Source organism: Rhizobacter terrae, from assembly GCF_003852895.1.
GTDB lineage: Bacteria > Pseudomonadota > Gammaproteobacteria > Burkholderiales > Burkholderiaceae_C > Albitalea > Albitalea terrae.
In genome coordinates this window covers 593,854-618,225 of sequence record NZ_QUSW01000001.1, presented here as the reverse complement: position 1 = coordinate 618,225, position 24,372 = coordinate 593,854, and the positions used below count along the sequence as shown (strand labels likewise).

Here is a 24,372-nt window from a genome sequence, read left to right as displayed (position 1 = left end):
CCCGTCAAGCATGTTGCAAAGTCACGAGATGTGCATAGTGGCCGCCCAGGCGCACCAACTGCTCGTGCCCACCGCGCTCAACAATCTTTCCTTTGTCCAGCACAAAGATGTGGTCTGCATGCCGAACTGCGCTCAGGCGATGCGCGATGATGATCACGGTGCGCCCTTGGCACATCGCCTTCATGTTGTTCCGGATGACGAGCTCGGTCTCGAAGTCGAGAGCGCTCGTCGCTTCGTCAAAGATCAAGATGCGAGGGTTGGCCAGCAAGGCGCGGGCGATCGCTATACGCTGCCGCTGTCCGCCGGATAGATTGGCCCCGTGTTCGGTCACCAGCGTGTCGTAGCCTTCTGGTAACTCGCTGATGAATTCGTGCGCTCCCGCGAGCGTTGCTGCGTGCATGACTGCTGCAAGAGGGGTGCCAGGATCGGATAGGGCGATGTTGTCGCGGACTGATCGATTGAATAGGACGTTTTCCTGTAGCACCACGCCGATATGTCGTCGCAGCCATGCCGGGTCGGCCAATGCGAGATCGATGCCGTCCACGCGGACGCGACCAGCCTCTGGCAGATAGAGTCTTTGGATGAGCTTCGTGACGGTGCTCTTGCCGGACCCGGAGCGACCGACAATCCCGATGACCTCTCCGGCGCGGATTTCCATCGACACGCCGTCCAACACGGGGCGACCGTCTACCCGGTATTTGAACCGCACATCTTCGAAGCTGATGTGCCCTTGGATTGCCGGCAAGGCCTGGCGACTCGATGGCTGTTCGTTGCTCGAATTGAGAATATCGCCCAGGCGTTGCATTGAGATGCCGACTTGCTGGAAGTCTTGCCAGAGTTGCGCCAGCCGCAGCACAGGCGCCGCCACGTGCTGCGCCATCATGTTGAACGCAATGAGCTGGCCGATGGAGAGTTTGCCTTCAATGACGAGCAGCGCACCAAAGTACAGAATCGAAAGGTTGACTAGCTTGCCGACCAGCTGGATGAGTTGCTGTCCGATATTGCCGATGTTGCTGACGCGAAAGCCGGCTGTGACGTACGCTGCGAGCTGATTGTCCCAGCGACGAGTGAACTGGGGCTCCACCGCCATCGCCTTCACCGTCTCTGCTGCGGAGACTGACTCGACGAGGAACGATTGGTTGTCGGCTCCGCGTGCGAATTTTTCATTCAGGCGCCGGCGCAGGATGGGATTCAAGCCTGCTGAGATGGCAGCATAGATGGGCAGCGATAAGGTCACGATAAGGGTGAGCCAGCCGCTGTAGAAACACATCACGCCGAGGAATACGAATGAAAAGAATAGGTCGATGAGGGCAGTCACCGCTTGGCTCGTGAGAAAGCTCCGAATGCTTTCGAGTTCGCGCATGCGTGCGACGGTGTCACCGACGCGGCGGGAGGCAAAGTATTTGATGGGAAGCGCCATCAAATGTCGATACAAGCGGGCGCCCAACTCCACGTCGATGCGGTTCGTCGTGTGGGAAAACACGTAGTTGCGCAACCCAGTCAGGAGGACCTCGAATACGGAGCACACGAGAAGTGCGACGCACACGACTCCCAGCGTGCTTAGCGCTCGATTGACCAGGACCTTGTCCATGACGACCTGGAACATCAAGGGTGAGACCAAGCCGAATAGTTGCAACACAAAGGACACGAAGATGACTTCCAGTAGCAGCCGGCGATACTTCACTACGGCCGGGATAAACCACGAGAAGTCGAATCGAGCTAGTTCACCTGAGAGGGAGGCTCGAGATGCAAACAGCATGAGCTGGCCGCCGCACCGGTCGATGACCTCGCTCGCACGGCACACCTTAGGAGCCGTGCCGTCTGGATCGAGGACCATTGCGCGGTCAGCGTCGCTGCCCACAACGATGAAATGTGCCCCGTTCGGTGCAAGCGCCAGCGCCGGGCACGGCGTCTTTCCAAGGCGTTCCGCTGATACTCGGACGGTGCGAACCTTCAGCCCTAGTCTGCGTGCAGACAGGGCCAAGTCGCGGGTACTCAGCGCACCTGACAACACGCCTGCGGCATGCCGGAGCTGACTCGGATCAGTGGCGATACTGTGATGGCGAGCAATCAGCGCCAGGGCATTCACACCCGAATCGGTGACGGCGCAATCGGATTTGTCTGAAGAGAGGTTGGCCGGATCGGCCGCTGTTGCGGTTGACATGGGACGGAATGTCGCGAAGAGACATCTTCGGCGCCCCGGATGTGAAAGCCACAAGGAGGCACCTTCGCCGGGCTCTCCCATTGTTGATTGGGGGAGAGCCCAGGACCGGAAGTGCCTGTTACCGCGGGATCTTGTTGTGGTGAAGGATGTAGGCGCCAGCGATCTCGCCTGCCCAGAAGCACTTGTCACCGACGGCGATGTGCTGAACGTCGATCTCTCCAACCGATTCAACCACTTCCACCGTCTCCCACGCGGTGCGGACGCCGTTCTTGTCATCCACTCGCGTCGCAACTTTCAGCCCGATCAGCTTAGGTGCAGGGAAAACTCCATTCGGTGTCGGGATTGGCGCCGTTTCTGAGCACACCAGGCTTATGCCGCTCTGGGTTGTGATCTTGACCCCCGGAACCCGCTGACGCTTGGAATGTGTCACAACGCCCTCATCGGCCTCAAGCGTGGATTCGTCCGCCAACTGAAGGGTCGAATCCACAAGAACGTCTCCAGCAGTCCGCCCATCAGGAAGATGCGAAGAGACACTCACACAGTATTCAGGCGGATCCGGCTTGTAGACGTGCGTTGGATCGTAGCGAAAGCTCACGCCAGCAATATCTCCTGTTCCGCCTGCCTTCCAAGTGAACACGCTGTCATCAAGGATCTTATTGCCATTGTTGACTTGGTTCACATGGGTGGAACTGAGGCTGATGGAAGCAATCCCCAGTTGATCTACTGTCGACAATGCGCTCGCGCTGAATGCCCCAGTTCCGTATTGATCCACCCACACCTTAAGATGCGACCAAGCACTGTCCAATGCACTCAGTTTGCCGTCGTGGTTGGTATCGAGCGCTGTGAGCGCCGCGAATCCCGGGACCATAGCCTTGTCATTCGGGACGGAGTTGAGGTTGTTCGGATCGTAGACCAGATACCCTTCTCCGGCAGTGCCCCAACCCGTCTGGACTTTCTTGCCGATGTTCTGCATGTCGAAGTACACACTGGAGGTTCCGACTGCAGTCGTCTGAACACTGCCTCCGCGCAGATTGAGGATGATCGGGTCGTCAACCCAATCACCTGCGTCGTCTTCGCAAAGTGTGGTGTCGGGCGTCGTGAATTGCCCTCCGCCGCCAGTGTTGATTGAATCACCCGTGGTGGCGCCAGCCCACGTGATTGTGTCGCTGCTCGGCAAGCTGCCAGTGATGTTCGTTCCTTCAACCGCAAACTGATCGTTAGTACCGTTGCCGCCAACATAGTCAACCGATCCAACCAGTTTGACTCCGGTCAGTCCGCTCATGGTGAGATTCACCGTGTCGCCGGAAGCAAAGAGCAATTCGTTGCTGCCGTTCAAATTGATTGTGTCGCCGGTTCCGACGACCGCGGTCGTAGAGGGACCGTACAACCCCAAAGTCACTCCGGAACCGTAGAGAACGTCATTGTTCCCCATGATGGAAAACAAGTCTCCCGAGGCGACATATGCACTCTCATTCCAACCTTGGAGTGAGACGCTGCTGCCACTGGTGACGTTGAGAGTTCCGTTGTTTGCCCATACGTCACCAAGGCCAGTGACCGTGACGTTGCTCCCATCCAGAACGTGGGTGTCCCATTGGGAATACGGATTCACTCCGTTGATCTTGTCGCCACCGGCGTTCAGAACATCGACACGTCCGTAGCCACCAACGGTAATCGTATTGCCTGTGCCATTGATCGTTGCATAAGCGCCCTGTGCAAGATTCACTGTGGCGTTGCTGAATGTGTCGCTGGCACCGCTGCCGGTGATAGCAACATTGACTTGGCCTGCGGCCGCGGTGTTGATGACCTCCTCGGATTGAACTTGTCCCAAATACAAATTCTTCTTGTCATCCAGTTCACTCTTGTCCGCATTGACGACAACTACTTCATTTGCATCCTTGTTACCGTCGCCGTTGGCATCCCGGTTCATCACGACCTTCTCATACTTGCCGTCTCCGTTGAGATCCTGAAAGTCCATCGAACTCAGCTTCTGAGACTCCACTGGCACTGGCGAATCCGTGGTGGGTGACCACGTGCCTTGATCCATCGCCTTCGGCGGTGGAGTTGTTGTCATGAATGGGGATACAGACTTCAAGTATGTATTGCTCAGACCCGGCAGTTCGCATCCCACGCCTGGGGCGAGAACCGGATTGCCGTACCGAGGATCGATGGGAGTGCTTTTGACTTGATCTCCAAATCCCATGAATGTGGCAGCCGTGCTCATCACTGCGTTCGAGTTGCTCACGCAGGCGAAGGGATTTACAGAGTACGGAACGTACGAAATATTTCCTGTTTCGATGACGTGAGCAATGTTATCTCGAACGCCCTCAATCATTTGCCAGGCTACTGCATCCGATACTGTCCCAAGTACTTGCGTCGTAATCGTTATATTCGGGTCAAGATCACCTTTGGCCTGACGAGCATCTTCACCAAATAGAAAATTGTAGGTGAGACGATTTGGGTTATCGCTTGCAGGGCCGCCTCGAAATACGATCTCTTTCCCATCGTCGAACTTCCAAAGGATCGCGCCGTGGGCTGCTCCTGTAAACGCTTGAATTTGAGAGTACACAACTGAAACTTGAACGGGCATCGTTTCCTCCTGATATTAGTCGAGCCGTCGAGCAAGAATGCCAATTAGGTTCCCAGTGGAATCAATTAGCACAAGTGATTGAATCGGAGTCGTCGGAGCGTCTGCCGCGACACTTCTGTGCTCAATGCAGCGGTACACCCGACTTGCTGCTTTGAAGCTGGCGATCAAATTTGGATCGGTGACAAGAGTTGGTCGGTTTTTGAACACCAAATTTTCATAAACGCGAAGGGAGCCCGCATCCACCTGCTCGACGTGAAACGTTGTGTGCGCAGAGCAGGCCGCTCGGTCAAGGAACTGGTGAATCGGCTCTGCAACATCCGAAGCGGCTCTCTTGTCATCTGCGTGTGCGAGTCCGCCAAGAGACACGCAAACGGCGATCTGGATCAATAGACGTGCCGCCGTGGAACGCTTGGCTCGTGGGCCCCCTCCTGCCGGACGAGTCAATGTCTGCCGACTGTTTGGATCGCGCTCTATTGTTCGAACAGTGTGCTCAGTGCTTGGTGAAGCTGGTGTCATTTGTCTTTCCTCGTTCAACTCGGGCCGAAGGCGATACCCCATGTTTCAAGCAGTCCAGTTAGACATGCTGCCGCCCACCCTGAAAACCGGGAGAACTATTCGAATAGAGATGGCTTCCGAGAGAAAGCCAGAGATGTGCATCGGCCAGCCCAGACTTGGGCGGATGCTTGATGCAGCCGTAGAAACGACTCTCTGATGCTTGGACAAGCCAAACACCGAATCGGCGCTGCACACCTAATGTTCGTCAGATCAACGAGCCTCCCCGCGATTCCACTCACGGCCAAGCCCTCGACCTTGCCGAAGGGCTCGACCAGAACGGTACTATTTCGCAATTTGTTTGCGAGTAATCTAAGACATTCCTCCGGGAAAAAGCTTGCGGCTGGCTGACTTGTCACATCTTTTTGAGCTATAGCGGTTCGACCGTGCCGGCTCTCTTGACACGGGCGCGATTCAGCGCCGCATTTGCCTTCCGCTTTCGTTAGATGTCTTCGGTCGGGCCATGGACCCGCCTCGTCCCTATGCCAGACGCTGGTGCATGACCACGCCACGGAGCCACCCTCGTGATTCCGATACAGATGCGACCGTCAACCAACGGGCGATGAATTCGACCCTGTGGATGTCGCCTTTGGGTCGATTGCCGCCAGTCACGTTGCAGTTCATCCCCCCCTTCCGGCAGTTCATCGCAACCCATCTGGCCCCCGGCCGGCGGCTCCGCTATGGTGTGCTACATCACCAACACACCGGTGCCCTCATGCCCACCTGGAACAACGACTCGCCGATCTACCGGCAACTGGCCGGCCACCTGGCCGGGCAGCTTCTCGAAGGCGATCCGCCCGAAGGCGAGGCCATGCCCTCGGTGCGCACGCTCGCCAGCCAGTACGTCATCAACCCGCTCACCGTCACCCGGGCGCTGCAGTCGCTGGTGGACGAAGGCCTGGTGGAAAGCCGCCGCGGCCTGGGCATGTACGTGCAGCCCGGCGCCCGCCGGCGGCTGCTGCAGGCCGAGCGCTCGCGGTTCCTGAACGAGGAGTGGCCGCAGCTGGTGGCGAAGCTGCGGCGGCTGGGCATCAAGCCGGAAGACCTGAACTGGGAGGCGCAATGAGCGACAACAACCTGATCGAAGCGCGCGGACTGAGCGTGCGCTATGGCCGCAAGATGGCCTGCGACGAACTGACCTTCACCGTGCCCAAGGGCCGCGTGGTGGGCCTGCTGGGCCACAACGGGGCGGGCAAGACCTCCCTCATGAAGGCGCTGGTGGGGCTGATGCCGCGCAGCGGCGAGCTGAGCGTGATGGGCCTGGACCCGGTGCGCCAGCGCGTGCAGCTGCTGCAGTCGCTGTGCTACATCCCCGACGTCGCCATCCTCCCGCGCTGGGCGCGCGTGGACCAGCTCATCACGCTGATGAGCGGCCTGCATCCGCGCTTCTCCGCCGACCGGGCCCGCGCGTTGCTCAAGCGCACCAGCGTGGGCCCGCGCGACAAGGTCAAGACGCTGTCCAAGGGCATGGTGGTGCAACTGCACCTGGCGCTCATCGCGTCCATCGATGCGCGGCTGATGATCCTCGACGAGCCCACGCTGGGCCTGGACATCCTCTCGCGCAAGTCCTTCTACGAGATGCTCATCGACGAGTGGTGCGACGGCGAGCGCACCGTCATCATCTCCACCCACCAGGTGGAGGAGATCGAGACGCTGCTGAGCGACGTGATGATCCTGAACGAGGGCAAGCTGGTGCTGGACATCAGCCTGGAAGACGTGGACCGCCGCTTCGTCGCGCTCAGCCACGACGCGGTGAGCGCGGACCGCATCGCCGCGGCGCATCCGCTGCTGCGCTACCGGCAGCAAGGCGAGACGGTGGCGCTGTTCGATGGCGCACCGTCCGACGATGTGGCGCAGCTCGGCCGACGCATGCGGCCCAAGCTGGTGGACCTCTTCGTCGCCCTGACCCGCGCCCCCGAACTCAACCGCAGCTCGGCCTGAGCGTGCCGTGCAGGAGAAACTTCAGATGAACACCTTCAAGACCCTGCTGCTGCGCGAGTGGATGCAGCACCACAAGGGATGGCTGGCGGTGATGATCGCGCCGATCGTGCTGATCCTCGGCGTCTACGTCTTCTCCAAGCTCGCCAAGGTCGAGGTCGGCCAAACGCCCATGAACGTGCCTTCGGTGCTGATGGTCGGCAGCGTGCTGGCGGTCACCTTCATGGTGTTTGCCATCACCTGGACCGTCACGGTGATGCAGGCGCCTGGTATGGCAAGGCGCGACCACCAGGACCGCTCCGTCGAGTTCTGGGCCTCGCTGCCGGTGTCGCACACTGCCAGCGTCGCAGCCATGGTGCTGATGCAGTTGCTGCTCATCCCGCTGCTGGGCCTGTTGGTCGGCTATGTGGGTAGCCTTCTGGTGGGGGTCGTGGGCGTCGCTGTCACGTCGGGGCTGTCCGGCTTTGGCGAAGTGCCTTGGTCCGGCATCCTGAGCGGTTCTCTCGCCACGCTGGCCTACATGGTCTTGGGCATCACGCTGTCTATGCTGTGGCTGTCACCCATCGTGCTGGTGGCGATGGCAGCCTCGGCCTGGCTCAAGCGCTGGGGCGTGCCCGCGCTGGTGGCGGGGCTGGCCGGCAGTGACGTGCTGCTGGACAAGTTCTACGGCATCACGCTCATCGGCGACACCTTGAAGGGCGTTTGGGTGAACGCGCTGTACTCCATCGTCCACAAGGGACATCCGATCGTGGCGCAGTCGAATCAGCCGGTGGCCGACTTGAACCACTGGCCGGTCGACGCGGCGCAGCTGGTCGAGGGCGTTGGCATGTCGCTGGCGAACCTAGCCCAGCCCCTGTTCTTGTTCGTCCTGGTCACGGCCGCAGCCGCTTTCGCTGCCCTGGTGCTGCGTCGCTCCCGCGGCTGATCCTCACCGCAGGTACTTCGCCCGCAGGTAGTTCAGGTAGTCCTTGCTCTCGCCCACCACGTAGGGCGAGAGCAGGGTGAGCGTGTAGTAGGCGGCCAGTGCCGAGGCCCCGTAGGCCGGCGACTTCTGCGGCGGCGTGAGCCGCTTGAACGAGAACCAGCAGGTGGTGGAGAACACGATCTGCAGGGCCAGCATCTCCACGTCCTCGGGCGATGCGGCAATCACGCCGGCTTCGGCCAACCCGGCGCACATGGCCTTGGTGGCCACCAGGTTGCGTGCCGTCAGCGCCTGTGCACGCTGCTCCAGTTCGGGAAACTCCTTGAGCAGGTAGTCGATGTCGCGGTAGATGAAGCGATATTCATCGATGGCCTCGAAGGTGAGGTGCAGCGACAGCCACAGGTCGTCCAGCGCGGTCACGTTCGCATGCGCATCGATGCACGGCGCGAAGCGTTCCTCGAAGCGGCGGAACAGCCAGGTGACGATGAGTTCCTTGGTGCGGAAGTGGTAGTGCAGGTTGCCCGTGCTCATGTCCAGCTCCGCGGCGATGCGGTGCGTGGACACGCCCGCCAGGCCTTCCTGGTTGAACAGGTTCAGGCTGGTCTCGAGGATGCGGTCTCGCGTCTTGGGTGCGACCACCGGCGTGCCCTCGTCGCCTTCAGCGCGCGGTGGTCTTGCGGCTGGCGGTCTTGCGCGGGGCGGCGCGCTTCTTCGTCGCCGGCTGTGGCGATGAAGACTCGATGCGCTTCAGGTGCTCGTTGATGGCTTCAAGCTGCTGGCACAGCGTGGCCAGGGCCTGCGGCGAAGGCATCCCCAGCCGTTCCAGCGAACGGGCCACGCGCTGGTCGAAGATCTCTTCGAACTTCTGAACGCCGGCGGCGCCCGTGGGGTTGAGCAGCTTCCACTCGTGGGCCGAACGGTCGCTCGCGGTCTTGGAGGTGTCCAGGCCCAGCAGGGCTTCGAACACGCGGCTCTGGCGGGTGACGACGTCGTCGCGCACCTCGTTCAGCGCCTTGAGGCCGGCGCGCAGCAGGGCCTTCGCGCCAGTCTGTTTTTCTTCGGGGGCGGGTGTCTCGGCCTTGGCCCGTGCCTTGGCCGCGGGTGCGGCTTTCTGGTTCGATTTGCCTGCCATCGCATCGTCCCCTGGTGCGTCAGAAAGTGAAACGGCCGGCGCCCGCAAAGGAACGCCGGCCGCGGTCGCGCCGATTATGCGCGGCGGGTGCGGGCCACGCGCTTCTTGGCAGCGGGCTTCTTCGCGGGAGCTTCGGCCACGGTCTCTTCTTGCGTGCCGACCACGCGCTCGGACAGCTGCTTCGTGCGCTGGTTCACCAGGCTGCCGATCTCCAGCGTCACATAGGCCGCGGGCAGGGCCAGCACGTTCACCGTGTCGAGCACGGAGGTGTTGAACACCGTCTCGATCTTGGTGCCGGTTTCGGCGATGCGCTCGATGCCACCCTTGGCACCGCGGGCGATCTGGTCGATGGTGGCGTCCGCGCCGTTGGCGCTGGCGCTCAGGCCGCCGGCCACGAGGTTGACCAGGTGCTGCTGGGCGGTGATGAGGCTGGTCTTCACGTTCTCGCTCACCAGCGGCAGCGGGCGGGCATTGACGGCGGCGGCGAAGCGCTCGTTCACGGCGCCGACGGCACGCTCGGTGCTCGTGCGGTAGGCACGCACGAGGTGCTTGCCAGCCTGGTTGTACTGGCCGACGACATTGATCGCGACGGTGCTGAGGGTTTGCGTGGACATGGATGCTCCGTGGGAGGGAAAGAGGTGCACGGATCATCAGCGCCGAGTGCTGGGCGCGGAAAGCTAGAAGGCGCGGAAAGTTAGGCCAAGTGCCCTAGCTTGTATCTGCCGCTTCGGTTCACAGCGGCGGCAGGCCGTGCCGCTGGCGGGCGCGGTTGCAGGCCTCGTCGCCCACGCCCAGCGGAGCGCGCAGGCCGAACTCCCGGCAAGGCGACGGGCGCCATTCGTAGATGCCACAGTGCGCCTTCACGCCCACCGTGCCCACCAGGGCGGCGCAGCGCGGCTGGGCATGGTCGGTGCCGCGCATGCGGCAGGTGTGCCCGGTGACATCCACCGCCAAGCCCCCGGGCACGTGGCCGCCTTCCTCGTCCAGCTCGTCGCGGGCGAAGTCGACGTGGAAGCTGGCGCAGCAGGCGCCGCAGCGGGTGCAGGGGTTGGCGGGGGTGGACATGCGGCGAGTTTAGGATCGCCGGCCATGAGCACCGCGAGCAACGCCGGGTATTCCGGCACACCCTTGCCGAAAAAGCTGGGCATCCAGCCTGGCCTGCGCGTCTTCGTCATCGATGCGCCGATGGCCTACCGAACGCTCGTCGTGCCCTGGCCAGAGGGCGCCGAGCTGGTGTCCAGGGCGGATGCGAAGACGGGCCTGGTGCACCTGTTCGTGACCGAACGCAAGGTGCTGGCCGCGCAGGCGAAGAAGATGCGGCAGACCCTGGCGCCGGATTCCGTCCTGTGGGTGTCGTGGCCCAAGAAGTCGGCCAAGGTGCCCACCGACATCACCGAGGACGTGATCCGCGAGGTCGTGTTGCCCATGGGCTGGGTGGACGTGAAGGTCTGCGCGGTGAACGAGACCTGGTCGGGTCTGAAGCTGATGGTCCGCAAGGAACTCCGCTAGGGCCCGGAATTGCCCCTACAGCCGGCGAGGTTCGGCGGTAGCCGCGATTGGCTGGCGGGGCGAAGATGCCCCGGGCCCGTTGCGCGTCGCGGCGGCACACCGGAGGACTTCGACATGGCTTTGTCCCAAGGCAACAACGACGTCGGCAAGGAGTTGCGCGCGGCGTTCGAACTGGACCCGCGCGTCGACCTGCACAAGTACCCCATCCATGTGGTGCCCAACGGAAAGGGCCTCACCCTCGAAGGCGAGGTGGAGAACATCGCGGCCAAGCGGGTCGCGATGCAGCTGGCCCGCCGCGTGTGCGGCCTGGACCAGGTCATCGACGCCTTGCGCCTGGTGCCCACCGAGCCGCGCGGCGACGGAGAGATCTGCGACGCCTTCTCCCGTTCGCTGCTGGCCCAGCCGGAATTGCGCAACGCCACCATCCGCCAGCACCGCAAGGGCCGGCTGGAGACCCTCCACGAGACCGACGATGACGAGCCCTCCGCGACCATCGCCTTCGCGGTGGCCGAGGGCGAACTGACGCTCGCCGGTGAAGTGCTCAGCCTGAGCCACAAGCGTGTCATCGAGGCGCTGGGCTGGTGGACGCCCGGCTGCCGCAACGTGGTGAACAAGCTGGAAGTGAAGCCCGCCGAGGAAGACAACGACGACGAACTGGCGGACGCCATCCGCCTGGTGTTCGAGATGGACCCGATGGTGCATGCCGAGCAGATCGGCATCCACATTGCCGATGGCGAGGTGACGCTGTCGGGCATCCTCACGCGCGAGGAAGAACGGCGGCTGGCCGAGATGGACGCCTGGTCCGTCTGGGGCGTGAAGGACGTGCACAACGAGATCAAGCTGACCTGAGGCGCCGTCGTCCCCAGGCCAAGCACCCGGCGGCGCCGGCACACAGCCGCGCCGCCAGGCACGCTCACAGCGTGCGCATGAAGGCCACCAGGTCTTTCTTCTCCTGCTCGTTGAGCTTCACGCCCAGCACGAGGTTGAAGAATTCCACCGTGTCGTCCAGCGTGAGCAGCCGGTCGTCATGCAGGTAGGGCGGCGAGTCCTTGATGCCGCGCAGCGGGAAGGTCTTGATGGGCCCGTCCTGCATGGCCTTGCGCCCGTTGAAGGTCACGCCCTCGGTGTAGAAGCGCTCGGTGTGCAGGTTGTGCATGAGGTTGTCGGTGTAGTAGGGCGGCGCATGGCAGGTGCCGCAGCGGCCCTTGCCGTGGAAGACCTGCTCGCCGCGCAGCTCATCGGGTGAAGCCTTGGCCGGGTCGAGCCGGCCGAACACGTCCAGCTTGGGCGCGGGTGGGAAGTCCAGCAGGTTCTGGAACTCACCCATGGCGTGGACCTGGCTGCCGCGCTCCAGCGGGTTCACGCCCTTGCGCGCGGCGGTGGCGGGGTCGCCGTCGAAGTAGGCGGCGCGTTGCTCGAACTCGGTGAAGTCTTCCACCGACTTCAAGGCGCGCTGCGAGCCGAACAGCCGCTGGATGCCCACGCCGCGCAGCGAGGGCGTGTCGATGCGGTGGCGCAGTTCGTCGGGCCGGATGTCGCCCACTGTGTGCGTGGCCGCGGTGCTGTGGCCGTTGGCGTGGCAGTCGAAGCAGGCCACGCCCGGGTGCGGCCTGAGTGCGCGGCGGTCCTCCGTGAGATTGAACTGCTGCTGCGGGAAGGGCGTGACCAAGAGGCGCAGGCCTTCGAGCTGCTTCGGGTTGAGCACGCCCTTGAACAGCGCCTCGAAGTTGTCCTGCGTGATGAGCTGGCCTTTGGAGACATCTCCCAGATCAGGCCGCGTGGTAAGGAACACGGGCGCCGGGAATTCCGGAAGCAGGTGCTGCGGCAGGTCGAAGTCGAGGTCGAAGCGGGTGAGGTCGCGCTGGGTCTGGCGCCTGGTCTCATCGATCAGCGGCTGCGGGAAGATCATGCCGCCCGCCTCATGGTGCGGGTGCGGTAGCGGCAGGAAGCCCGCGGGCCAGAGCTTGCGGTCCTTGATCTCCTGCGGCGTCATGGCGGCCAGCGCGTCCCAGCTTGTGCCCAGCGGCAGCTTGACGCGAACACCGGTTTGCACCGGCTTGCCGCGGGTCATGGTCACGCCCTGGGCGGGGCGGTCGGCGAGGTCGTAGCGGGCGTTCAGCAGGTCCTGCTGCCGCTTGGCGAACTTGGGTTTTTCCTGCGTGAGTCGCTTGACGAGCGACGGGAAGTCTTCGGGGTCGGCCAAGGCCGTGGCGGTGATGGCGCCCAGAGTCGCCAGCGTCGCGACGGCGAGCGGCGCTTTCCAGGAGGGGCGGATGCGTTTCATGTCTTCTCCCATGTGACGGTTGAAAAGCCATTGCCGCGCAGCCCTCGGCAACCCCTCTCACGCGCCGGCTGGATGACTATAGAAATCAGCGATTGACCTTGATGTTTCCATTGGTACGGTCAATGTGAAGGCGTCACCCCGTTCGCGCGGGTCCTGCGTATCACCCTCCAACAACCACCACTTGGAGAGTAGCCATGCCCACCCGCCGCGCCGTCCTGTCTTACGCCCTCACCACCGTGGCTGCCGCGTCCGCCGGTGGCGTGCTGCCCCTTGCCAGCGCTGCGTCACGCAACACGCTCAAGCCCTTCGAGAGCGAGGCCGAGTTCCTGCGGGTGTTCAAGCGCTGGAGCGAGTCGTCCGCCGTGCGGCAGCGCCGCTCGATGGCCGATGCGGCGGGCAGCGTGGCAATGAACATGGCACCTGCGCCGATGGCTGCGCCCGCGGCGGAGCAATCCGCCAAGTCCGTCGCGCCCGGTGCGCCGGACTCCATCACCAACAACCAGACAGCCGGCGTGGATGAAGGCGGCATCGTCAAGCGCGCGGGCGACCACCTGGTGATCCTGCGCCGCGGCCGGCTGTTCACGGTGCGTGTCGGCGGCGATGCCCTGGAGCCGGTGCACATGGTCGATGCCTTCGCGCCCGGGTCGAGCCCGCAAGGTGCCTGGTACGACGAGATGCTCATCTCCGGCAGCACGGTGGTGGTCATCGGCTACAGCTACGAGCGCGGCGGCACGGAGATCGGCCTGTTCGAGCTCTCTCGCGATGGCCGGCTGCGCTACCGGTCCACCTACCACCTGCGCAGCTTCGACTACTACTCCTCGCGCAACTACGCGAGCCGGCTCATCGGCGACAAGCTGGTCTTCTACACGCCCAGCTACCTTCAGCCGCATGGCGACGTGCCGCTGGACCAGTTGCCCGCCTTCCGCCGCTGGCGCAGCGATGCGACGCCGGCAGACTTCCAGCGCATCCTTCCCGCCACCCGCATCTACCGCACCGACGACGACTTCGACATCAACGAGCCGCTGGCGTTGCACACCATCACCAGCATCGACCTGTCCAGCCCCAGCCTGCGCTGCGAATCCACCGCGGTGATGGGCCCGGCCGGACGTGTGTTCTACGTCTCGCAGGGTTCGGTCTATGTGTGGACGAGTTCGTGGCGGCAGCGCGGCACGTCGGCGGTCTTCCGAATCCCGCTGGACGGCTCGGCACCCACCGGCCTCAAGGCGGCGGGCGTGCCCATCGACCAGATGTCCTTCCTCGAGGAAGGCGCTCACCTGAACGTGCTGCTGGCCAGTGGCGGCGTGGGCGAAGGCATGTGGGGCAGTGAACTCGCGCGCACCGGCATGGCCTTGCTGCGCGTGCCGCTGTCGGCCTTCGGCGACGGCCGCGACTCGGCCCAGCGCGAGCACTACCGCAGCCTGCCGGCCATGCCGGGGTCCTCGGTGCAGAACCGCTTCATCGGCGACTGGCTGGTGTGGGGCGGCCTGAATACCGGCGCGGCACCGGGTGTGCTGCGCATCGGCGCGTGGGCGGTGCGGCAGGCTGACCGCACGATGGAGCCGGTGCCGCTGTCGCCGGGGCACCACGTCGAGCGCATCGAGGCGATGGGCAGCGATGCGCTGCTGGTGGGCGGCAGCAACGGCGACCTGCATTTTTCCAGCGTGCGGCTGGCATGGCGCTCGGCCGAGGTGATGGGCAAGCACGTGGTGCCCGGTGCGATGCAGGGCGAGACGCGAAGCCATGGCTTCTTCTACAAGCCCGTGTCGCGCAACGAAGGCATGCTGGGCCTGCCCGTGATGGGGCCGGGCCTGCGGCGCCGCCACGGTGGGGTGTATTCGGACGGGCAGGGCGCGGCGTCGGTGGTCTTCCTGCGCCAGCGTGACCTGGCCTTCACGCCGCTCGGCCAGCTGGACTCGCACGGCCAAGGCCAGCGCGACGACGGCTGCGTCGCGTCCTGCGTGGACTGGTATGGCAATGCACGGCCCATCTTCAGCGGCGACCGCGTGTTCGCCCTGATGGGCTACGAACTGGTGGAAGGGCGCCTGTCGGGTGGCGCATGGCGAGGGGAGGAGCGCATCGAGGAGCGCCGGCGGGTGGATTTCTCGCCCGCCGGCCGCCCGGTGAACGGGCGCTATTCGCCGTTCAACTGAGTGGCCAATCCAGTTGCGTCTGGAGGCAGGACTTTCCCTCTGGCGGCTTGCCCCCGGGCGCGAAAGACGAGAACATGCCCCTTCGTGCATCTCGACTTCGCGCCTTTCATGACCCCGACCCGCTGTATTGCCCTTGCCGCCTGGATGTTGTGTACCGCCGCCGGTGCCGCGGAGCTGCCCGCCGAACACGGCAAGGCGGCTGACAAGTGCGAGAACGCTGTGGCCGACACGGTCAAGCGCATGCGCGGCAAGGATGCGCAGGAGGTCGAGTTCATCGGCGCCAAGCGCCAGATCTCGCCCACGCCCGAAGAAGAGCTTGGCGTGAAGGGCGAGGGCCGCTACCGCCGGCCCGGTGGCGAGCAGGTCAGTTTCAGCTACAGCTGTGCCTACAACTCGACCACCGGCGGCACCTCGGGTGCGATGTTCCGCGAGACCGGCGTGAGCGGCGCGGGCCGTGCCGCCAAGGCCTGGGAGCCCGACCTGGCCAGCGTCTCGCCCGAAGCCTGCGAGAGCGCAACTGCTGCGGCCTTGAAACAGAAGTATCCGCGCGTGGGCCGCATTGCCTTCGGTTCGGATTCGCGCAAGCTGCGGCCGGCACCCAATGAACACACGCTGCTCGAAGCCCAGGGCGCCGTCGAACGTGCGCCTGGCATGAACCTCGTGCCCTTCACCTATCGCTGCGAATTCGAATCACACACCGGCAAGCTGTTGCGGGTGGAGACCAGCGACGCTTCATGAGGCGGCTGCTCGCCGCGTGCCTCGTGTTCGCGCTGGGCAGCGTCGCGGCCCAGCCTGACGCACCGGCATCCGCCCCTTCTGCCGCATCGCCGCTCTTCCATCGGCTGGATGGCAGCGGCGGCTTGTCGCAGGCGCAGATCGAGTCGACCATCGATGGCCTGATGGACAAGGCCCAGGTGCCCGGCCTCGCCCTGGGCCTGGTGCAGGACGGTCGCATCGTGCTGATGACCGGCCGCGGCTTCGCGGATGTGGCATCGAAGCGGCCCATGACGCCCGAGACGGTGATGAGCGCTGCATCGCTCACCAAGCCGACCTTCGCCACGGCCGTGATGCAGCTCGCGCAGGAAGGCCTCATTTCGCTGGACCAGCCCCTGGGCGAGCAACTGCCTGGCGGCATCGCCGAGTACCGCCAGTTCGCGGAGCTCGCAGGCGATGAACGCTGGAAGCGCATCACCCCGCGCATGCTGCTCACCCACAGCAGCGGCCTGCCCAACTGGCGCTGGTTCATCGAGGGGAAGAAGCTGGGCATTCATTTCGACCCGGGGTCGCGCTTCGTGTACTCGGGCGAGGGCATCCAACTGCTGCAACTGCTGGTCGAGCTGAAGACGCAGGAGCCCGTGGAGCAATTGCTGAAGGCGAAGGTGTTCGCCCCCTACGGGCTCACGAACTCCAGCCTCACCTGGCAGATCGAGAACGCCGCGCTGGCGACGACGCACTACCGTGCCGACGGGACGGCGTTTGCGCATCCGCGCCGCATGCGCGCCGTGGCCGCGGCCAGCATGGACACCACCTTGCATGACATGACGCACCTGGCCGCAGGTCTGCTGCGCGACTGGAAGGTCGGCAAGCCGGCGGTGCGCCGCATGTTCGAGCCGCAGCTGGCCATCGTGTCGCCTCAGGAGTTCCCGTCGCAACTGCCGGGCGAGACGCGGGTGAACGAGTCCATCCGGCTCAGCTCCGCGCATGGCTGGATCAGCTACCAGTCGCCCTACGGACAGGCGCTGTTCAAGGAAGGCAACGACGACGGTACCAACAACTTCATGCTGCTGTTCCCGCAGTCGGGCACGGGCATCGTGATGCTGGCCAACAGCGCGCGTGGCGACCGCATGTTCTTCCCCGCGGTGGAAGCGCTGGTGGGCCGCAGCTGCCTGCCGTGGTTCTGGATGGGCTACGTTCCCTACGACCGGCCGGAACTCAGGCGCAGCGGCGTGCGCGAGTCGCCGGTCGGGCCGTCCTGCAGCTGATCGTCTCCTGGGCGTCTGCAGCGCCGTTCGGTGCGGCCGCATTGTGGACATTGCGAACCGCTTGATAGCGCTACCAATGGTATGGTCGCAGGCCATGAGCGCGACGCCTCCCGAACCCCAGCCCCTGGCTCCCGTTCCGCCCGTCGCCACGGTGTCTGCCTGGACGCCGCTCATCAACCCCGTGTTCCGCATGCTGTGGGGCGTGTGGGTGGCGGCCAACGTCTGCATGTGGATGAACGACGTGGCCGCGGCCTGGCTCATGACCTCGCTGAGCCCGTCGCCCATCATGGTCGCGCTGGTGCAGTCGGCGTCCACGCTGCCGGTGTTCCTGCTGGGCGTGCCCAGCGGCGCACTGGCGGACATCCTCGACCGCCGGCACTACTTCATGATCACGCAGGTGTGGGTCGCGGCCGTGGCCATCGTGATCTGCCTGGTGGTGAGCGCCGACGGCATCAGTGCACCGCTGCTGCTGGCGCTCACCTTCGCCAACGGCATCGGCCTGGCCATGCGCTGGCCGGTGTTCGCGGCCATCGTTCCGGAGCTGGTGCCGCGTGCGCATTTGCCGGCGGCACTGGCGCTCAACGGCGTGGCGATGAATGCGTCGCGCATCATCGGACCCATCCTGGCGGGCGCCATCATCGCGAGCCTGGGCAGCGCCTACGTGTTCGCGCTCAACGCCGTGCTGTCGGTGGGGGCCTTCTTCATCATTCGCCGATGGAAGCGCGAGCAGAAGGTCAGTGCGCTGCCTGGCGAGCGCTTCGTCGGCGCGATGCGCGTGGGCCTGCAGTACGTGCGGCAGTCCCGGCGCATGCATGCGGTGCTGATCCGCGTGGGCATCTTCTTCCTGCAGTCCATGGCCTTGATGGCGCTGCTGCCGCTGGTGGCCAAGAGCCTGCACGGCGGCGGCGCGCGCACCTTCACCGTGCTGCTGGCCTGCATGGGGGCGGGCGCGATCGTCGCGGCGATGTTCCTGCCTCGGCTGCGTGCCGCTGCGTCGCGCGACGACATCGTCACCTGGGGCACGGTGATCCAGGCGTCGGCGATGCTGGTGGTGGGCATCACGTCCGAGCTGTGGATCGCGATGCCGGCGATGGTGGTGGCCGGTGGCGCATGGATCTCCGCGGCCAACTCGCTGACCGTGTCCGCGCAGCTCGTGCTGCCGGACTGGGTGCGTGCCCGCGGCATGTCGATCTACCAGATGGCCTTGATGGGCAGCTGTGCCGTCGGCGCCGCCGTGTGGGGCCAGGTCGCGACGTGGACCAGCGTGCACACCAGCCTGATGATTGCTTCGGGCCTGGCCATCCTGTGCCTGTTCATCACGCAGCGCTTCAACGTGGAATCCGGCGTGGTGGAGGACCTCACGCCTGCGCAGTTCGCCCGCCCGCCGGGCACGGACATCGAGCTCGACCCGCATGAAGGGCCGGTGCTCATCACCGTGGAATACAGGATCGACCCGGCGCGCACCGATGAATTCCTCTCGGTGATGCAGGAGAGCCGCCGCAACCGGCTGCGCCACGGCATGTTGTCCTGGGGGCTGTTCCGCGACCCGGCGGACCCGGCGCGCTACATCGAGCACTTCGTGGATGAGTCGTGGGTGGAGCACCTGCGCCACTTCGAGCGCATGAGCGCCTTCGACCTGTCGCTGCGTGAGCGGCGCCTTGCCTTCCACGTCGGCGACCAGCCGCCGGTGGTGCACCGCCTCCTTGCGCAGGCTGTGGACAAGTAGCGGCCGTCAGTCTTCCGCGACGGCCGGCGCCCGCACCACGGTGACGGTGCAGTTCGACTCCGCCACCACCTGCGCCGACACGCTGCCCAGGTAGCGCCGCAGCATCGAACTGCTGCGCGCGCCCATCACGATGTGATCGACCTGGTTGCGCCGGGCGTACTCCACGATGGCGGTGGCCGCATCGGGCGCTTCGATGACGTGGAAGGTGACGCGTGTGTCCTGGGCCGCATCCGGGGGCAGGGCGAGCGCGGCCACGAGCGGCCGGGCCCAGTGCTTGAGCTGCACCAGCATGTTCACGTGCTTGCTGCTGCCGTCCTTCTCGGTGAGCTCGTCCATGCCGATGCGGTTGACCTTCATCACTGCCAGGCAGGCCAGCCGCGCGCCCGGCGAGGTCTGCATCACGCGCTGCACCGTGATCTGGATGGCCTCCAGCAGCGCGGCCTCGGCGCCGGCCACGTCCACGGCCACGAGCACGATGGGGCTGCGGCTGGTCTGCGTGGTGATGCTGGCATCTCCCGCCGGCTCCGCGCCCATGGATGAGAACCAGCGCTGCATGGTTTTCAGCGTGCCGCGCCGCGACGAGCGTTCGGCGCGCTGGGTGAGCACCACCTGGTCGGGGTTCTGCAGGTCGAAGGCGAGTTGCGCGGCACTCTGGTGCCGCTTGGCGGGGTTCACCTCGAGGCAGCGCAGGATGATCTCCTGCAGCCACGGCGGGCAGTCCGCGCGCAGCGTGCGCACGGGCTCCGGGTCCTTGTACAGCCGCTGGCGCAGGCCGCGAACGCTGGTCGGGTTGCCGAAGGGCCGCTCGCCCGTGACGAGGTGGTAGAGCATCACGCCGAGTGCGAACAGGTCGCTGCGCGGGTCGTTGCGCACGAACTGCACCTGCTCGGGCGACATGTACGGCGCCGTGCCCATGGGCAGCTCGAACTCCTCTTCCAGCAGGTCGGGCAGGCGCTCGTGGCGCGACAGGCCGAAGTCGATCAACACGGCCTCGCCGCTGTCGCGGAACATGATGTTGCTGGGCTTCACGTCCAGGTGCACCACATGCTGGCGGTGCAGGTCGTGCAAGGCGGTGGCGACCTTGCAGCCGATCTGGCGCACGTCCTCGACGGGAATCGGTGCCTCGTCCAGCCGCGCCTTGAGCGAGGGGCCGGCGATGCGCTCCATCACGATGTACGGCTGCCCGGTGAAGTCTCCATTGGCGACGAAGCGCGGCACGTGCGGGCCGGTGAGCGTGGGCAGGATCATCTGCTCCACCTCGAAGCCGACGATGGTGGTCGGATCGTCGCCGCCCTTGATGCGCGGCACCTTCATGATGAGCGGCATCGTGTCGGTGCCGTCCAGCCGCTTCACGCGCCACAGCGAGGCCATGCCGCCCTGGTGGGTGCGCTCTTCCAGCATGAAGCCGTCGACGACGTCACCAGCTTCCAGCGGACCCTTCGAGGGCTTGCCTTCAGTCGCCATCGACCAGCCGCTCCGCCAGGCGCTCGGGCAGGCCCGCGGCGCGCACCTTCGCGGCCGCGGCCTCGTGGTCGTAGGGCACGCGGTGGAAGGTGAGGGCGTGGGTGTCCGTGTCGAACATCGCGTAGGCCGCGGCGGGGTTGCCGTCGCGCGGCTGGCCGGTCGAGCCGGGGATGGCCAGCCACTGGCGCTGCGGCGACAGCGGGATCGCGACGCCCGGGACTGGCTTGAATTCGCCGGCCTTGCCGGTGGTGGTCAGGTGGAACAGCTTGGGTTCGTGCACGTGCCCGCAGAAGGTGAAGCGTGCCTCGGTGCAGTGCAGGCTGCGGATGGCCTCCATGCGGCTCACGATGTAGGCCCACTGGTCGGGGGCGAAGGCATTGGCATGCACGTACAGCCGATCCTCGTCGCGCACCGACATGGGCAGGCCGGCGAGGAAGGTGAGCTGGTGGTCGTCGAGCTGGTTGCGCGTCCATTCCACCACCTCGCGCGCCTGCGGGACCATCGTCGGCGTCGGCCCCTTCACGACGGCGCTGTCGTGGTTGCCCATCACGGCGATCGCGCCCTGCCGTACATGCTCGATGAGGAAGTCGACCACCCAGCCCGGCTCCGGCCCGTAGCCGACGTAATCGCCGAGGAAGGCGTAGCGCTGTGCGCCCTGAAGCACCGAATGCACCATGACCGCCTCCACGGCGTCACGGTTGGCATGGAGGTCGGTGATGAGGGCGAGCTTCATGGACCCGCCGATCGTAAGGCACGACCGGCGGGGCGGGTCAAGCGCGGTTCAACCGATGCGGCCGAGCAGCAGATACTCCATCAACGCCTTCTGCACGTGCATGCGGTTCTCGGCCTCGTCCCACACGACGGACTGCGGACCGTCGATGACCTCGGCTTCCACCTCCTCGCCGCGGTGCGCCGGCAGGCAGTGCATGAACAGCGCATCGGGCTGGGCGGCGGCCATCATCTCGCGGTCCACGCACCAGTCGGCGAAGGCCTTCATGCGCGCCTCGTTCTCCGCCTCGTAGCCCATGCTCGTCCACACGTCAGTGGTGACGAGGTGGGCGCCCTTGCAGGCGTCCAGCGGGTTCTTGAAGATCTTCACGCACTGCGTGTTGCTGACGCCGGCGACCTTCGCGTCGATCTCGTAGCCCGAGGGCGTGCTCACGTGCAGCGTGAAGCCGAGGATGTCGGCCGCCTGCAGCCAGGTGTTGGCCATGTTGTTGCCGTCGCCCACCCAGGCCACCACCTTGCCCGCGATCGAGCCGCGGTGCTCGATGTAGGTGAAGATGTCCGCGAGGATCTGGCAGGGGTGGTACTCGTTGGTCAGCCCGTTGATGACCGGCACGCGCGAGTTGGCTGCGAAGCCTTCCAGCTTGGTCTGCTCGAAGGTGCGGATCATCACCAGGTCGACCATGCGGCTGATGACGCGCGCGCTGTCCTCGATGGGCTCGGCGCGGCCCAGCTGGCTGTCGCCCGTGGTGAGGTTCACCACCGAGCCGCCCATCTGGTACATGCCGGCCTCGAAGCTCACGCGCGTGCGGGTGCTGGCCTTCTCGAAGATCATCGCCAAGGTGCGGTCCACCAGAGGCGTGTACTTCTCGTAATTCTTGAACCGCTTCTTGATGATCGCGGTGCGGTCGAGCAGGTAGGCGTATTCCTCGGTCCGGAAATCCTTGAACTGCAGGTAGTGCTTGATCAGGCTCATTCCGGGTTTCATTGTTGTGGCGCGGGCTGCGCGAGGAATTCCTTGATGAGCGGACACAGGATCGCCACGATCTGGTCCGCTTCCGAGGCGTTGATGATGAGCGGGGGCAGCAGGCGCACCACCTTGTCGGCGGTGACGCTGATCATCAACCCCGCGTTGGCCGCCTTCAGCAGCAGTTCGCCGCAGGGTCGGGCGAGCTCGATGCCGATCATCAGGCCCTGGCCGCGGATGTCCACCACGCCATTCACGCCCTTGAACTCGCGCACGAAGGCGTCATGCAGCCGCGCGCCGATGGTCGCCGCGTTCTCCAGCAGCTTGTCCTCTTCCATGATCGTGAGCGTCTCGATGCCTGCGCGCATGGCCAGCGGATTGCCGCCGAAGGTCGTGCCGTGGTTGCCCGGGCCGAGCACGTGCGCCGCACGCGGCCCGCACACGAACGCGCCGATGGGCACGCCCGAGCCCAGGCCCTTGGCCAGCGGCATCACGTCCGGCTTGATGCCGGCCCACTGGTGCGCGAACCACTTGCCGGTGCGGCCGATGCCGCACTGCACCTCGTCGAGCATCAGCAGCCAGCCCTTGTCGTCGCAGATGCGGCGAACGGCCTGCAGGTACTCGATCTTGGCGGGGTTGATGCCGCCTTCACCCTGGATGACCTCCAGGAACACGGCGACCACGTTCGGGTTGCCGGCGGCGACCTTCTCGATCGCGGCCACGTCGTTCAGCGGCACGCGCACGAAGCCTTCCACCAGCGGCTCGAAGCCAGCCTGCACCTTGGTGTTGCCGGTGGCCGAAAGCGTGGCGATGGAGCGGCCATGGAAGGCCTTCTCGTAGACGATGATCTCCGGCCGGGCGATGCCCTTGTCATGGCCGAACTTGCGCGCGATCTTGATGGCGCCCTCGTTGGCTTCGAGGCCGGAGTTGCAGAAGAAGACGTTGGTCAGGCCGGAGATCTCGGTGAGCCTGGCGGCCAGCCGTTCCTGCAGGGGCGCGGCGTAGTAGTTGGAGGTGTGGATCAGCTTGCTGACCTGGTCCTGCAGGGCGGGCACCAGCTTGGGATGGCCGTGGCCGAGCGTGTTGACCGCGATGCCGCCCAGCCCGTCGAGGTACTTCTTGCCCTCGGTGTCCCAGACCCAGCATCCTCGGCCATGCGACAAGGCCATCGGCAGGCGGCCGTAGGTCTTCATCACATGGGGTTCCGGGGTGGTCGGGACTTTCTCAGGGGCATTCATCGAGCGCTCTCCGCGTGGATGGGCTGGAAGGATGTCAGGACATCGACAGATGGCTGACAGCGAATCGTCAGCGGCAACAGCGATGATTCCTTCGCAGTGCCGCATCGAACGATTCTAAGGGTCAGCCCCAATGTGCCGATGACAACGCCATGGGCGCCAGAGACTTCCAGATCGAGCGTGCTGCGACGCAGCACAAACACGGCACAATACCGCCTGCCGTTCGGATCCCGTTGTGGGTCGAACATCCCTCCTGGGCCCGTTGGACGGCCCGACTGCACAGAATGACCGACCCCAAGCCTCGCCAAGTCTTCATCCAGGGAATCACCCAGGACGGCAAGACCTTCAGGCCGAGCGACTGGGCCGAGCGACTGTGCGGAGCGATGTCCTGCTTCCGCCCCGAGGGCTCGGCCGGCGGCATCGGCTCCTTCATCGGCTACTCGCCGTACTGCGTGCCGCAGGTCATCAACGGCGTGAAGTGCGTGATCGTCAACGAGAAGCTGCGTGAGATCGAGCCGATGGCCTGGGACTTCGTCATCAACTTTGCCCGCGACAACAAGCTGCAGTACAGCGACGCCTGCCTGCTGCCGGACGCCGAGCCGCCCAAGGACTGATCCTTCTTCGGGGATGGTCGGTGAAGCCAAACCGCCAGGCCAAACCGTCAGGCAAAACAAAAAGGGCTCGCAATCGCGAGCCCTTTTTTCACCTGGATGCTTTGCCGTCTTAGGCGGCGGCAGTGGCGAGCGCCTTGACCTTGGCGGCCAGACGGCTCTTGTGGCGAGCAGCCTTGTTCTTGTGGAAGATGCCCTTGTCGGCGACCGAGTCGATCACGCTCTGGGCAGTTTGGAAGAGTTCGGTGGCCTTCGCCTTGTCACCGGCGACAACGGCCTTCTGCACGTTCTTGATGACGGTGCGGAACTTGGAACGCAGCGCCGTGTTGGCGGCGTTCAGCTTGACGTCTTGGCGGACACGCTTGCGACCAGACGCAATGCGAACCGTCTTTTTCTTGGCTTTGGAAGAGGTGGCCATGCTTG

22 protein-coding genes are annotated in these 24,372 nt (G+C 64.8%); 10 read left to right on the top strand and 12 right to left on the bottom strand.

Going from position 1 to position 24,372, the window contains the following annotated elements:
• Positions 1 to 4 precede the first annotated feature (4 nt).
• Both DZC73_RS02830 and DZC73_RS02825 read right to left on the bottom strand, forming a co-directional pair.
• Entirely contained in the window at positions 5 to 2,164 is a 2,160-nt protein-coding gene (locus tag DZC73_RS02830) for a type I secretion system permease/ATPase (protein WP_124538674.1), read from the bottom strand.
• A 118-nt stretch (positions 2,165 to 2,282) separates the two neighbouring features.
• Entirely contained in the window at positions 2,283 to 4,751 is a 2,469-nt protein-coding gene (locus DZC73_RS02825) for an autotransporter outer membrane beta-barrel domain-containing protein (RefSeq protein ID WP_124538673.1), read from the bottom strand.
• A gap of 1,267 nt (positions 4,752 to 6,018) precedes the next feature.
• Here DZC73_RS02825 and DZC73_RS02820 point away from each other — a divergent pair.
• Genes DZC73_RS02820 through DZC73_RS02810 form a run of 3 tightly spaced genes read left to right on the top strand, consistent with a single transcriptional unit; the run spans position 6,019 to position 8,166 of the window.
• Positions 6,019 to 6,369: a GntR family transcriptional regulator gene (locus DZC73_RS02820; protein WP_124538672.1), complete on the top strand. Its 351-nt coding sequence runs from the start codon at positions 6,019 to 6,021 to the stop codon at positions 6,367 to 6,369.
• Positions 6,366 to 7,244, top strand: a complete 879-nt coding sequence (locus tag DZC73_RS02815) for an ABC transporter ATP-binding protein (protein ID WP_124538671.1) — start codon at positions 6,366 to 6,368, stop codon at positions 7,242 to 7,244. Before DZC73_RS02820 ends, DZC73_RS02815 begins: the two co-directional genes overlap by 4 nt.
• Positions 7,245 to 7,269: 25 nt before the next feature.
• Positions 7,270 to 8,166: a hypothetical protein gene (locus DZC73_RS02810; protein WP_124538670.1), complete on the top strand. Its 897-nt coding sequence runs from the start codon at positions 7,270 to 7,272 to the stop codon at positions 8,164 to 8,166.
• Positions 8,167 to 8,169: 3 nt separating this feature from the next.
• On the opposite strand, the gene DZC73_RS02805 is transcribed toward DZC73_RS02810, so the two are convergent.
• The 4 genes from DZC73_RS02805 to DZC73_RS02795 form a co-directional block, all read right to left on the bottom strand.
• A complete protein-coding gene (locus DZC73_RS02805; RefSeq protein ID WP_124538669.1) occupies positions 8,170 to 8,802 on the bottom strand; it encodes a TetR/AcrR family transcriptional regulator in 633 nt (210 codons plus the stop codon).
• A gap of 19 nt (positions 8,803 to 8,821) precedes the next feature.
• On the bottom strand, positions 8,822 to 9,295 hold the full coding sequence (locus DZC73_RS29595; RefSeq protein WP_161974426.1) for a phasin family protein: 474 nt from the start codon (positions 9,293 to 9,295) through the stop codon (positions 8,822 to 8,824).
• Positions 9,296 to 9,369: 74 nt separating this feature from the next.
• On the bottom strand, positions 9,370 to 9,909 hold the full coding sequence (locus tag DZC73_RS29590; protein WP_161974425.1) for a hypothetical protein: 540 nt from the start codon (positions 9,907 to 9,909) through the stop codon (positions 9,370 to 9,372).
• A gap of 118 nt (positions 9,910 to 10,027) precedes the next feature.
• Positions 10,028 to 10,360 (bottom strand): YkgJ family cysteine cluster protein, encoded by a 333-nt coding sequence (locus DZC73_RS02795; protein ID WP_124538668.1) that lies wholly within the window; start codon positions 10,358 to 10,360, stop codon positions 10,028 to 10,030.
• A 24-nt stretch (positions 10,361 to 10,384) separates the two neighbouring features.
• Here DZC73_RS02795 and DZC73_RS02790 point away from each other — a divergent pair, with 24 nt between their 5' ends.
• Positions 10,385 to 10,804: a DUF3052 domain-containing protein gene (locus DZC73_RS02790; RefSeq protein WP_124538667.1), complete on the top strand. Its 420-nt coding sequence runs from the start codon at positions 10,385 to 10,387 to the stop codon at positions 10,802 to 10,804.
• A gap of 114 nt (positions 10,805 to 10,918) precedes the next feature.
• Entirely contained in the window at positions 10,919 to 11,653 is a 735-nt protein-coding gene (locus DZC73_RS02785; RefSeq protein ID WP_124538666.1) for a BON domain-containing protein, read from the top strand.
• 64 nt (positions 11,654 to 11,717) lie between these two features.
• On the opposite strand, the gene DZC73_RS02780 is transcribed toward DZC73_RS02785, so the two are convergent.
• Positions 11,718 to 13,088, bottom strand: a complete 1,371-nt coding sequence (locus DZC73_RS02780) for a cytochrome B6 (RefSeq protein WP_124538665.1) — start codon at positions 13,086 to 13,088, stop codon at positions 11,718 to 11,720.
• A 194-nt stretch (positions 13,089 to 13,282) separates the two neighbouring features.
• On the opposite strand from DZC73_RS02780, the gene DZC73_RS02775 reads away from it, so the two are divergent.
• From DZC73_RS02775 to DZC73_RS02760, 4 genes are all read left to right on the top strand, one after another.
• Positions 13,283 to 15,238, top strand: coding sequence for a beta-propeller domain-containing protein (locus DZC73_RS02775; protein WP_124538664.1), 1,956 nt, complete (start codon positions 13,283 to 13,285; stop codon positions 15,236 to 15,238).
• Between the two features lie 108 nt (positions 15,239 to 15,346).
• Positions 15,347 to 15,976 (top strand): hypothetical protein, encoded by a 630-nt coding sequence (locus DZC73_RS02770; protein ID WP_124538663.1) that lies wholly within the window; start codon positions 15,347 to 15,349, stop codon positions 15,974 to 15,976.
• On the top strand, positions 15,973 to 17,220 hold the full coding sequence (locus tag DZC73_RS02765; RefSeq protein WP_124538662.1) for a serine hydrolase domain-containing protein: 1,248 nt from the start codon (positions 15,973 to 15,975) through the stop codon (positions 17,218 to 17,220). Before DZC73_RS02770 ends, DZC73_RS02765 begins: the two co-directional genes overlap by 4 nt.
• A 94-nt stretch (positions 17,221 to 17,314) precedes the next feature.
• Positions 17,315 to 18,946: an MFS transporter gene (locus DZC73_RS02760; protein WP_124538661.1), complete on the top strand. Its 1,632-nt coding sequence runs from the start codon at positions 17,315 to 17,317 to the stop codon at positions 18,944 to 18,946.
• A gap of 6 nt (positions 18,947 to 18,952) precedes the next feature.
• Here the strand turns inward: DZC73_RS02760 and DZC73_RS02755 are convergent, their stop codons facing one another.
• Genes DZC73_RS02755 through DZC73_RS02740 form a run of 4 tightly spaced genes read right to left on the bottom strand, consistent with a single transcriptional unit; the run spans position 18,953 to position 23,341 of the window.
• Positions 18,953 to 20,410 (bottom strand): bifunctional serine/threonine-protein kinase/universal stress protein, encoded by a 1,458-nt coding sequence (locus DZC73_RS02755; RefSeq protein ID WP_124538660.1) that lies wholly within the window; start codon positions 20,408 to 20,410, stop codon positions 18,953 to 18,955.
• Positions 20,400 to 21,143, bottom strand: coding sequence for a metallophosphoesterase family protein (locus DZC73_RS02750; RefSeq protein ID WP_124538659.1), 744 nt, complete (start codon positions 21,141 to 21,143; stop codon positions 20,400 to 20,402). Before DZC73_RS02750 ends, DZC73_RS02755 begins: the two co-directional genes overlap by 11 nt.
• A 48-nt stretch (positions 21,144 to 21,191) precedes the next feature.
• On the bottom strand, positions 21,192 to 22,124 hold the full coding sequence (gene argF / locus DZC73_RS02745) for an ornithine carbamoyltransferase (protein ID WP_124538658.1): 933 nt from the start codon (positions 22,122 to 22,124) through the stop codon (positions 21,192 to 21,194).
• A complete protein-coding gene (locus DZC73_RS02740) occupies positions 22,121 to 23,341 on the bottom strand; it encodes an aspartate aminotransferase family protein (protein ID WP_124538657.1) in 1,221 nt (406 codons plus the stop codon). The genes argF and DZC73_RS02740 overlap by 4 nt, the downstream gene beginning before the upstream one ends.
• Before the next feature lie 281 nt (positions 23,342 to 23,622).
• Between DZC73_RS02740 and DZC73_RS02735 the strand changes: the two genes are divergently transcribed.
• On the top strand, positions 23,623 to 23,952 hold the full coding sequence (locus DZC73_RS02735; RefSeq protein ID WP_124538656.1) for a DUF3579 domain-containing protein: 330 nt from the start codon (positions 23,623 to 23,625) through the stop codon (positions 23,950 to 23,952).
• A gap of 109 nt (positions 23,953 to 24,061) precedes the next feature.
• Here the strand turns inward: DZC73_RS02735 and rpsT are convergent, their stop codons facing one another.
• Positions 24,062 to 24,367 carry a 30S ribosomal protein S20 gene (gene rpsT / locus DZC73_RS02730; protein WP_124538655.1) on the bottom strand — a complete coding sequence of 102 codons (306 nt, stop codon included), beginning with the start codon at positions 24,365 to 24,367 and terminating at the stop codon, positions 24,062 to 24,064.
• Between the last annotated feature and the right edge of the window lie 5 nt (positions 24,368 to 24,372).

What these genes read in the sequence shown, in the direction of transcription:
- DZC73_RS02740 (WP_124538657.1), bottom strand. Translation starts at nt 23,341, where the DNA reads ATGAATGCCCCTGAGAAAGTCCCGACCACCCCGGAACCCCATGTGATG.
- rpsT (WP_124538655.1), bottom strand. Translation starts at nt 24,367, where the DNA reads ATGGCCACCTCTTCCAAAGCCAAGAAAAAGACGGTTCGCATTGCGTCT.
- DZC73_RS02785 (WP_124538666.1), top strand. Translation starts at nt 10,919, where the DNA reads ATGGCTTTGTCCCAAGGCAACAACGACGTCGGCAAGGAGTTGCGCGCG.
- DZC73_RS02765 (WP_124538662.1), top strand. Translation starts at nt 15,973, where the DNA reads ATGAGGCGGCTGCTCGCCGCGTGCCTCGTGTTCGCGCTGGGCAGCGTC.
- DZC73_RS29595 (WP_161974426.1), bottom strand. Translation starts at nt 9,295, where the DNA reads ATGGCAGGCAAATCGAACCAGAAAGCCGCACCCGCGGCCAAGGCACGG.
- DZC73_RS02815 (WP_124538671.1), top strand. Translation starts at nt 6,366, where the DNA reads ATGAGCGACAACAACCTGATCGAAGCGCGCGGACTGAGCGTGCGCTAT.
- DZC73_RS02780 (WP_124538665.1), bottom strand. Translation starts at nt 13,088, where the DNA reads ATGAAACGCATCCGCCCCTCCTGGAAAGCGCCGCTCGCCGTCGCGACG.
- DZC73_RS02790 (WP_124538667.1), top strand. Translation starts at nt 10,385, where the DNA reads ATGAGCACCGCGAGCAACGCCGGGTATTCCGGCACACCCTTGCCGAAA.
- DZC73_RS02820 (WP_124538672.1), top strand. Translation starts at nt 6,019, where the DNA reads ATGCCCACCTGGAACAACGACTCGCCGATCTACCGGCAACTGGCCGGC.
- DZC73_RS29590 (WP_161974425.1), bottom strand. Translation starts at nt 9,909, where the DNA reads ATGTCCACGCAAACCCTCAGCACCGTCGCGATCAATGTCGTCGGCCAG.
- DZC73_RS02750 (WP_124538659.1), bottom strand. Translation starts at nt 21,143, where the DNA reads ATGAAGCTCGCCCTCATCACCGACCTCCATGCCAACCGTGACGCCGTG.
- DZC73_RS02825 (WP_124538673.1), bottom strand. Translation starts at nt 4,751, where the DNA reads ATGCCCGTTCAAGTTTCAGTTGTGTACTCTCAAATTCAAGCGTTTACA.
- DZC73_RS02755 (WP_124538660.1), bottom strand. Translation starts at nt 20,410, where the DNA reads ATGGCGACTGAAGGCAAGCCCTCGAAGGGTCCGCTGGAAGCTGGTGAC.
- DZC73_RS02810 (WP_124538670.1), top strand. Translation starts at nt 7,270, where the DNA reads ATGAACACCTTCAAGACCCTGCTGCTGCGCGAGTGGATGCAGCACCAC.
- DZC73_RS02775 (WP_124538664.1), top strand. Translation starts at nt 13,283, where the DNA reads ATGCCCACCCGCCGCGCCGTCCTGTCTTACGCCCTCACCACCGTGGCT.
- DZC73_RS02830 (WP_124538674.1), bottom strand. Translation starts at nt 2,164, where the DNA reads ATGTCAACCGCAACAGCGGCCGATCCGGCCAACCTCTCTTCAGACAAA.
- DZC73_RS02770 (WP_124538663.1), top strand. Translation starts at nt 15,347, where the DNA reads ATGACCCCGACCCGCTGTATTGCCCTTGCCGCCTGGATGTTGTGTACC.
- DZC73_RS02760 (WP_124538661.1), top strand. Translation starts at nt 17,315, where the DNA reads ATGAGCGCGACGCCTCCCGAACCCCAGCCCCTGGCTCCCGTTCCGCCC.
- argF (WP_124538658.1), bottom strand. Translation starts at nt 22,124, where the DNA reads ATGAAACCCGGAATGAGCCTGATCAAGCACTACCTGCAGTTCAAGGAT.
- DZC73_RS02795 (WP_124538668.1), bottom strand. Translation starts at nt 10,360, where the DNA reads ATGTCCACCCCCGCCAACCCCTGCACCCGCTGCGGCGCCTGCTGCGCC.
- DZC73_RS02735 (WP_124538656.1), top strand. Translation starts at nt 23,623, where the DNA reads ATGACCGACCCCAAGCCTCGCCAAGTCTTCATCCAGGGAATCACCCAG.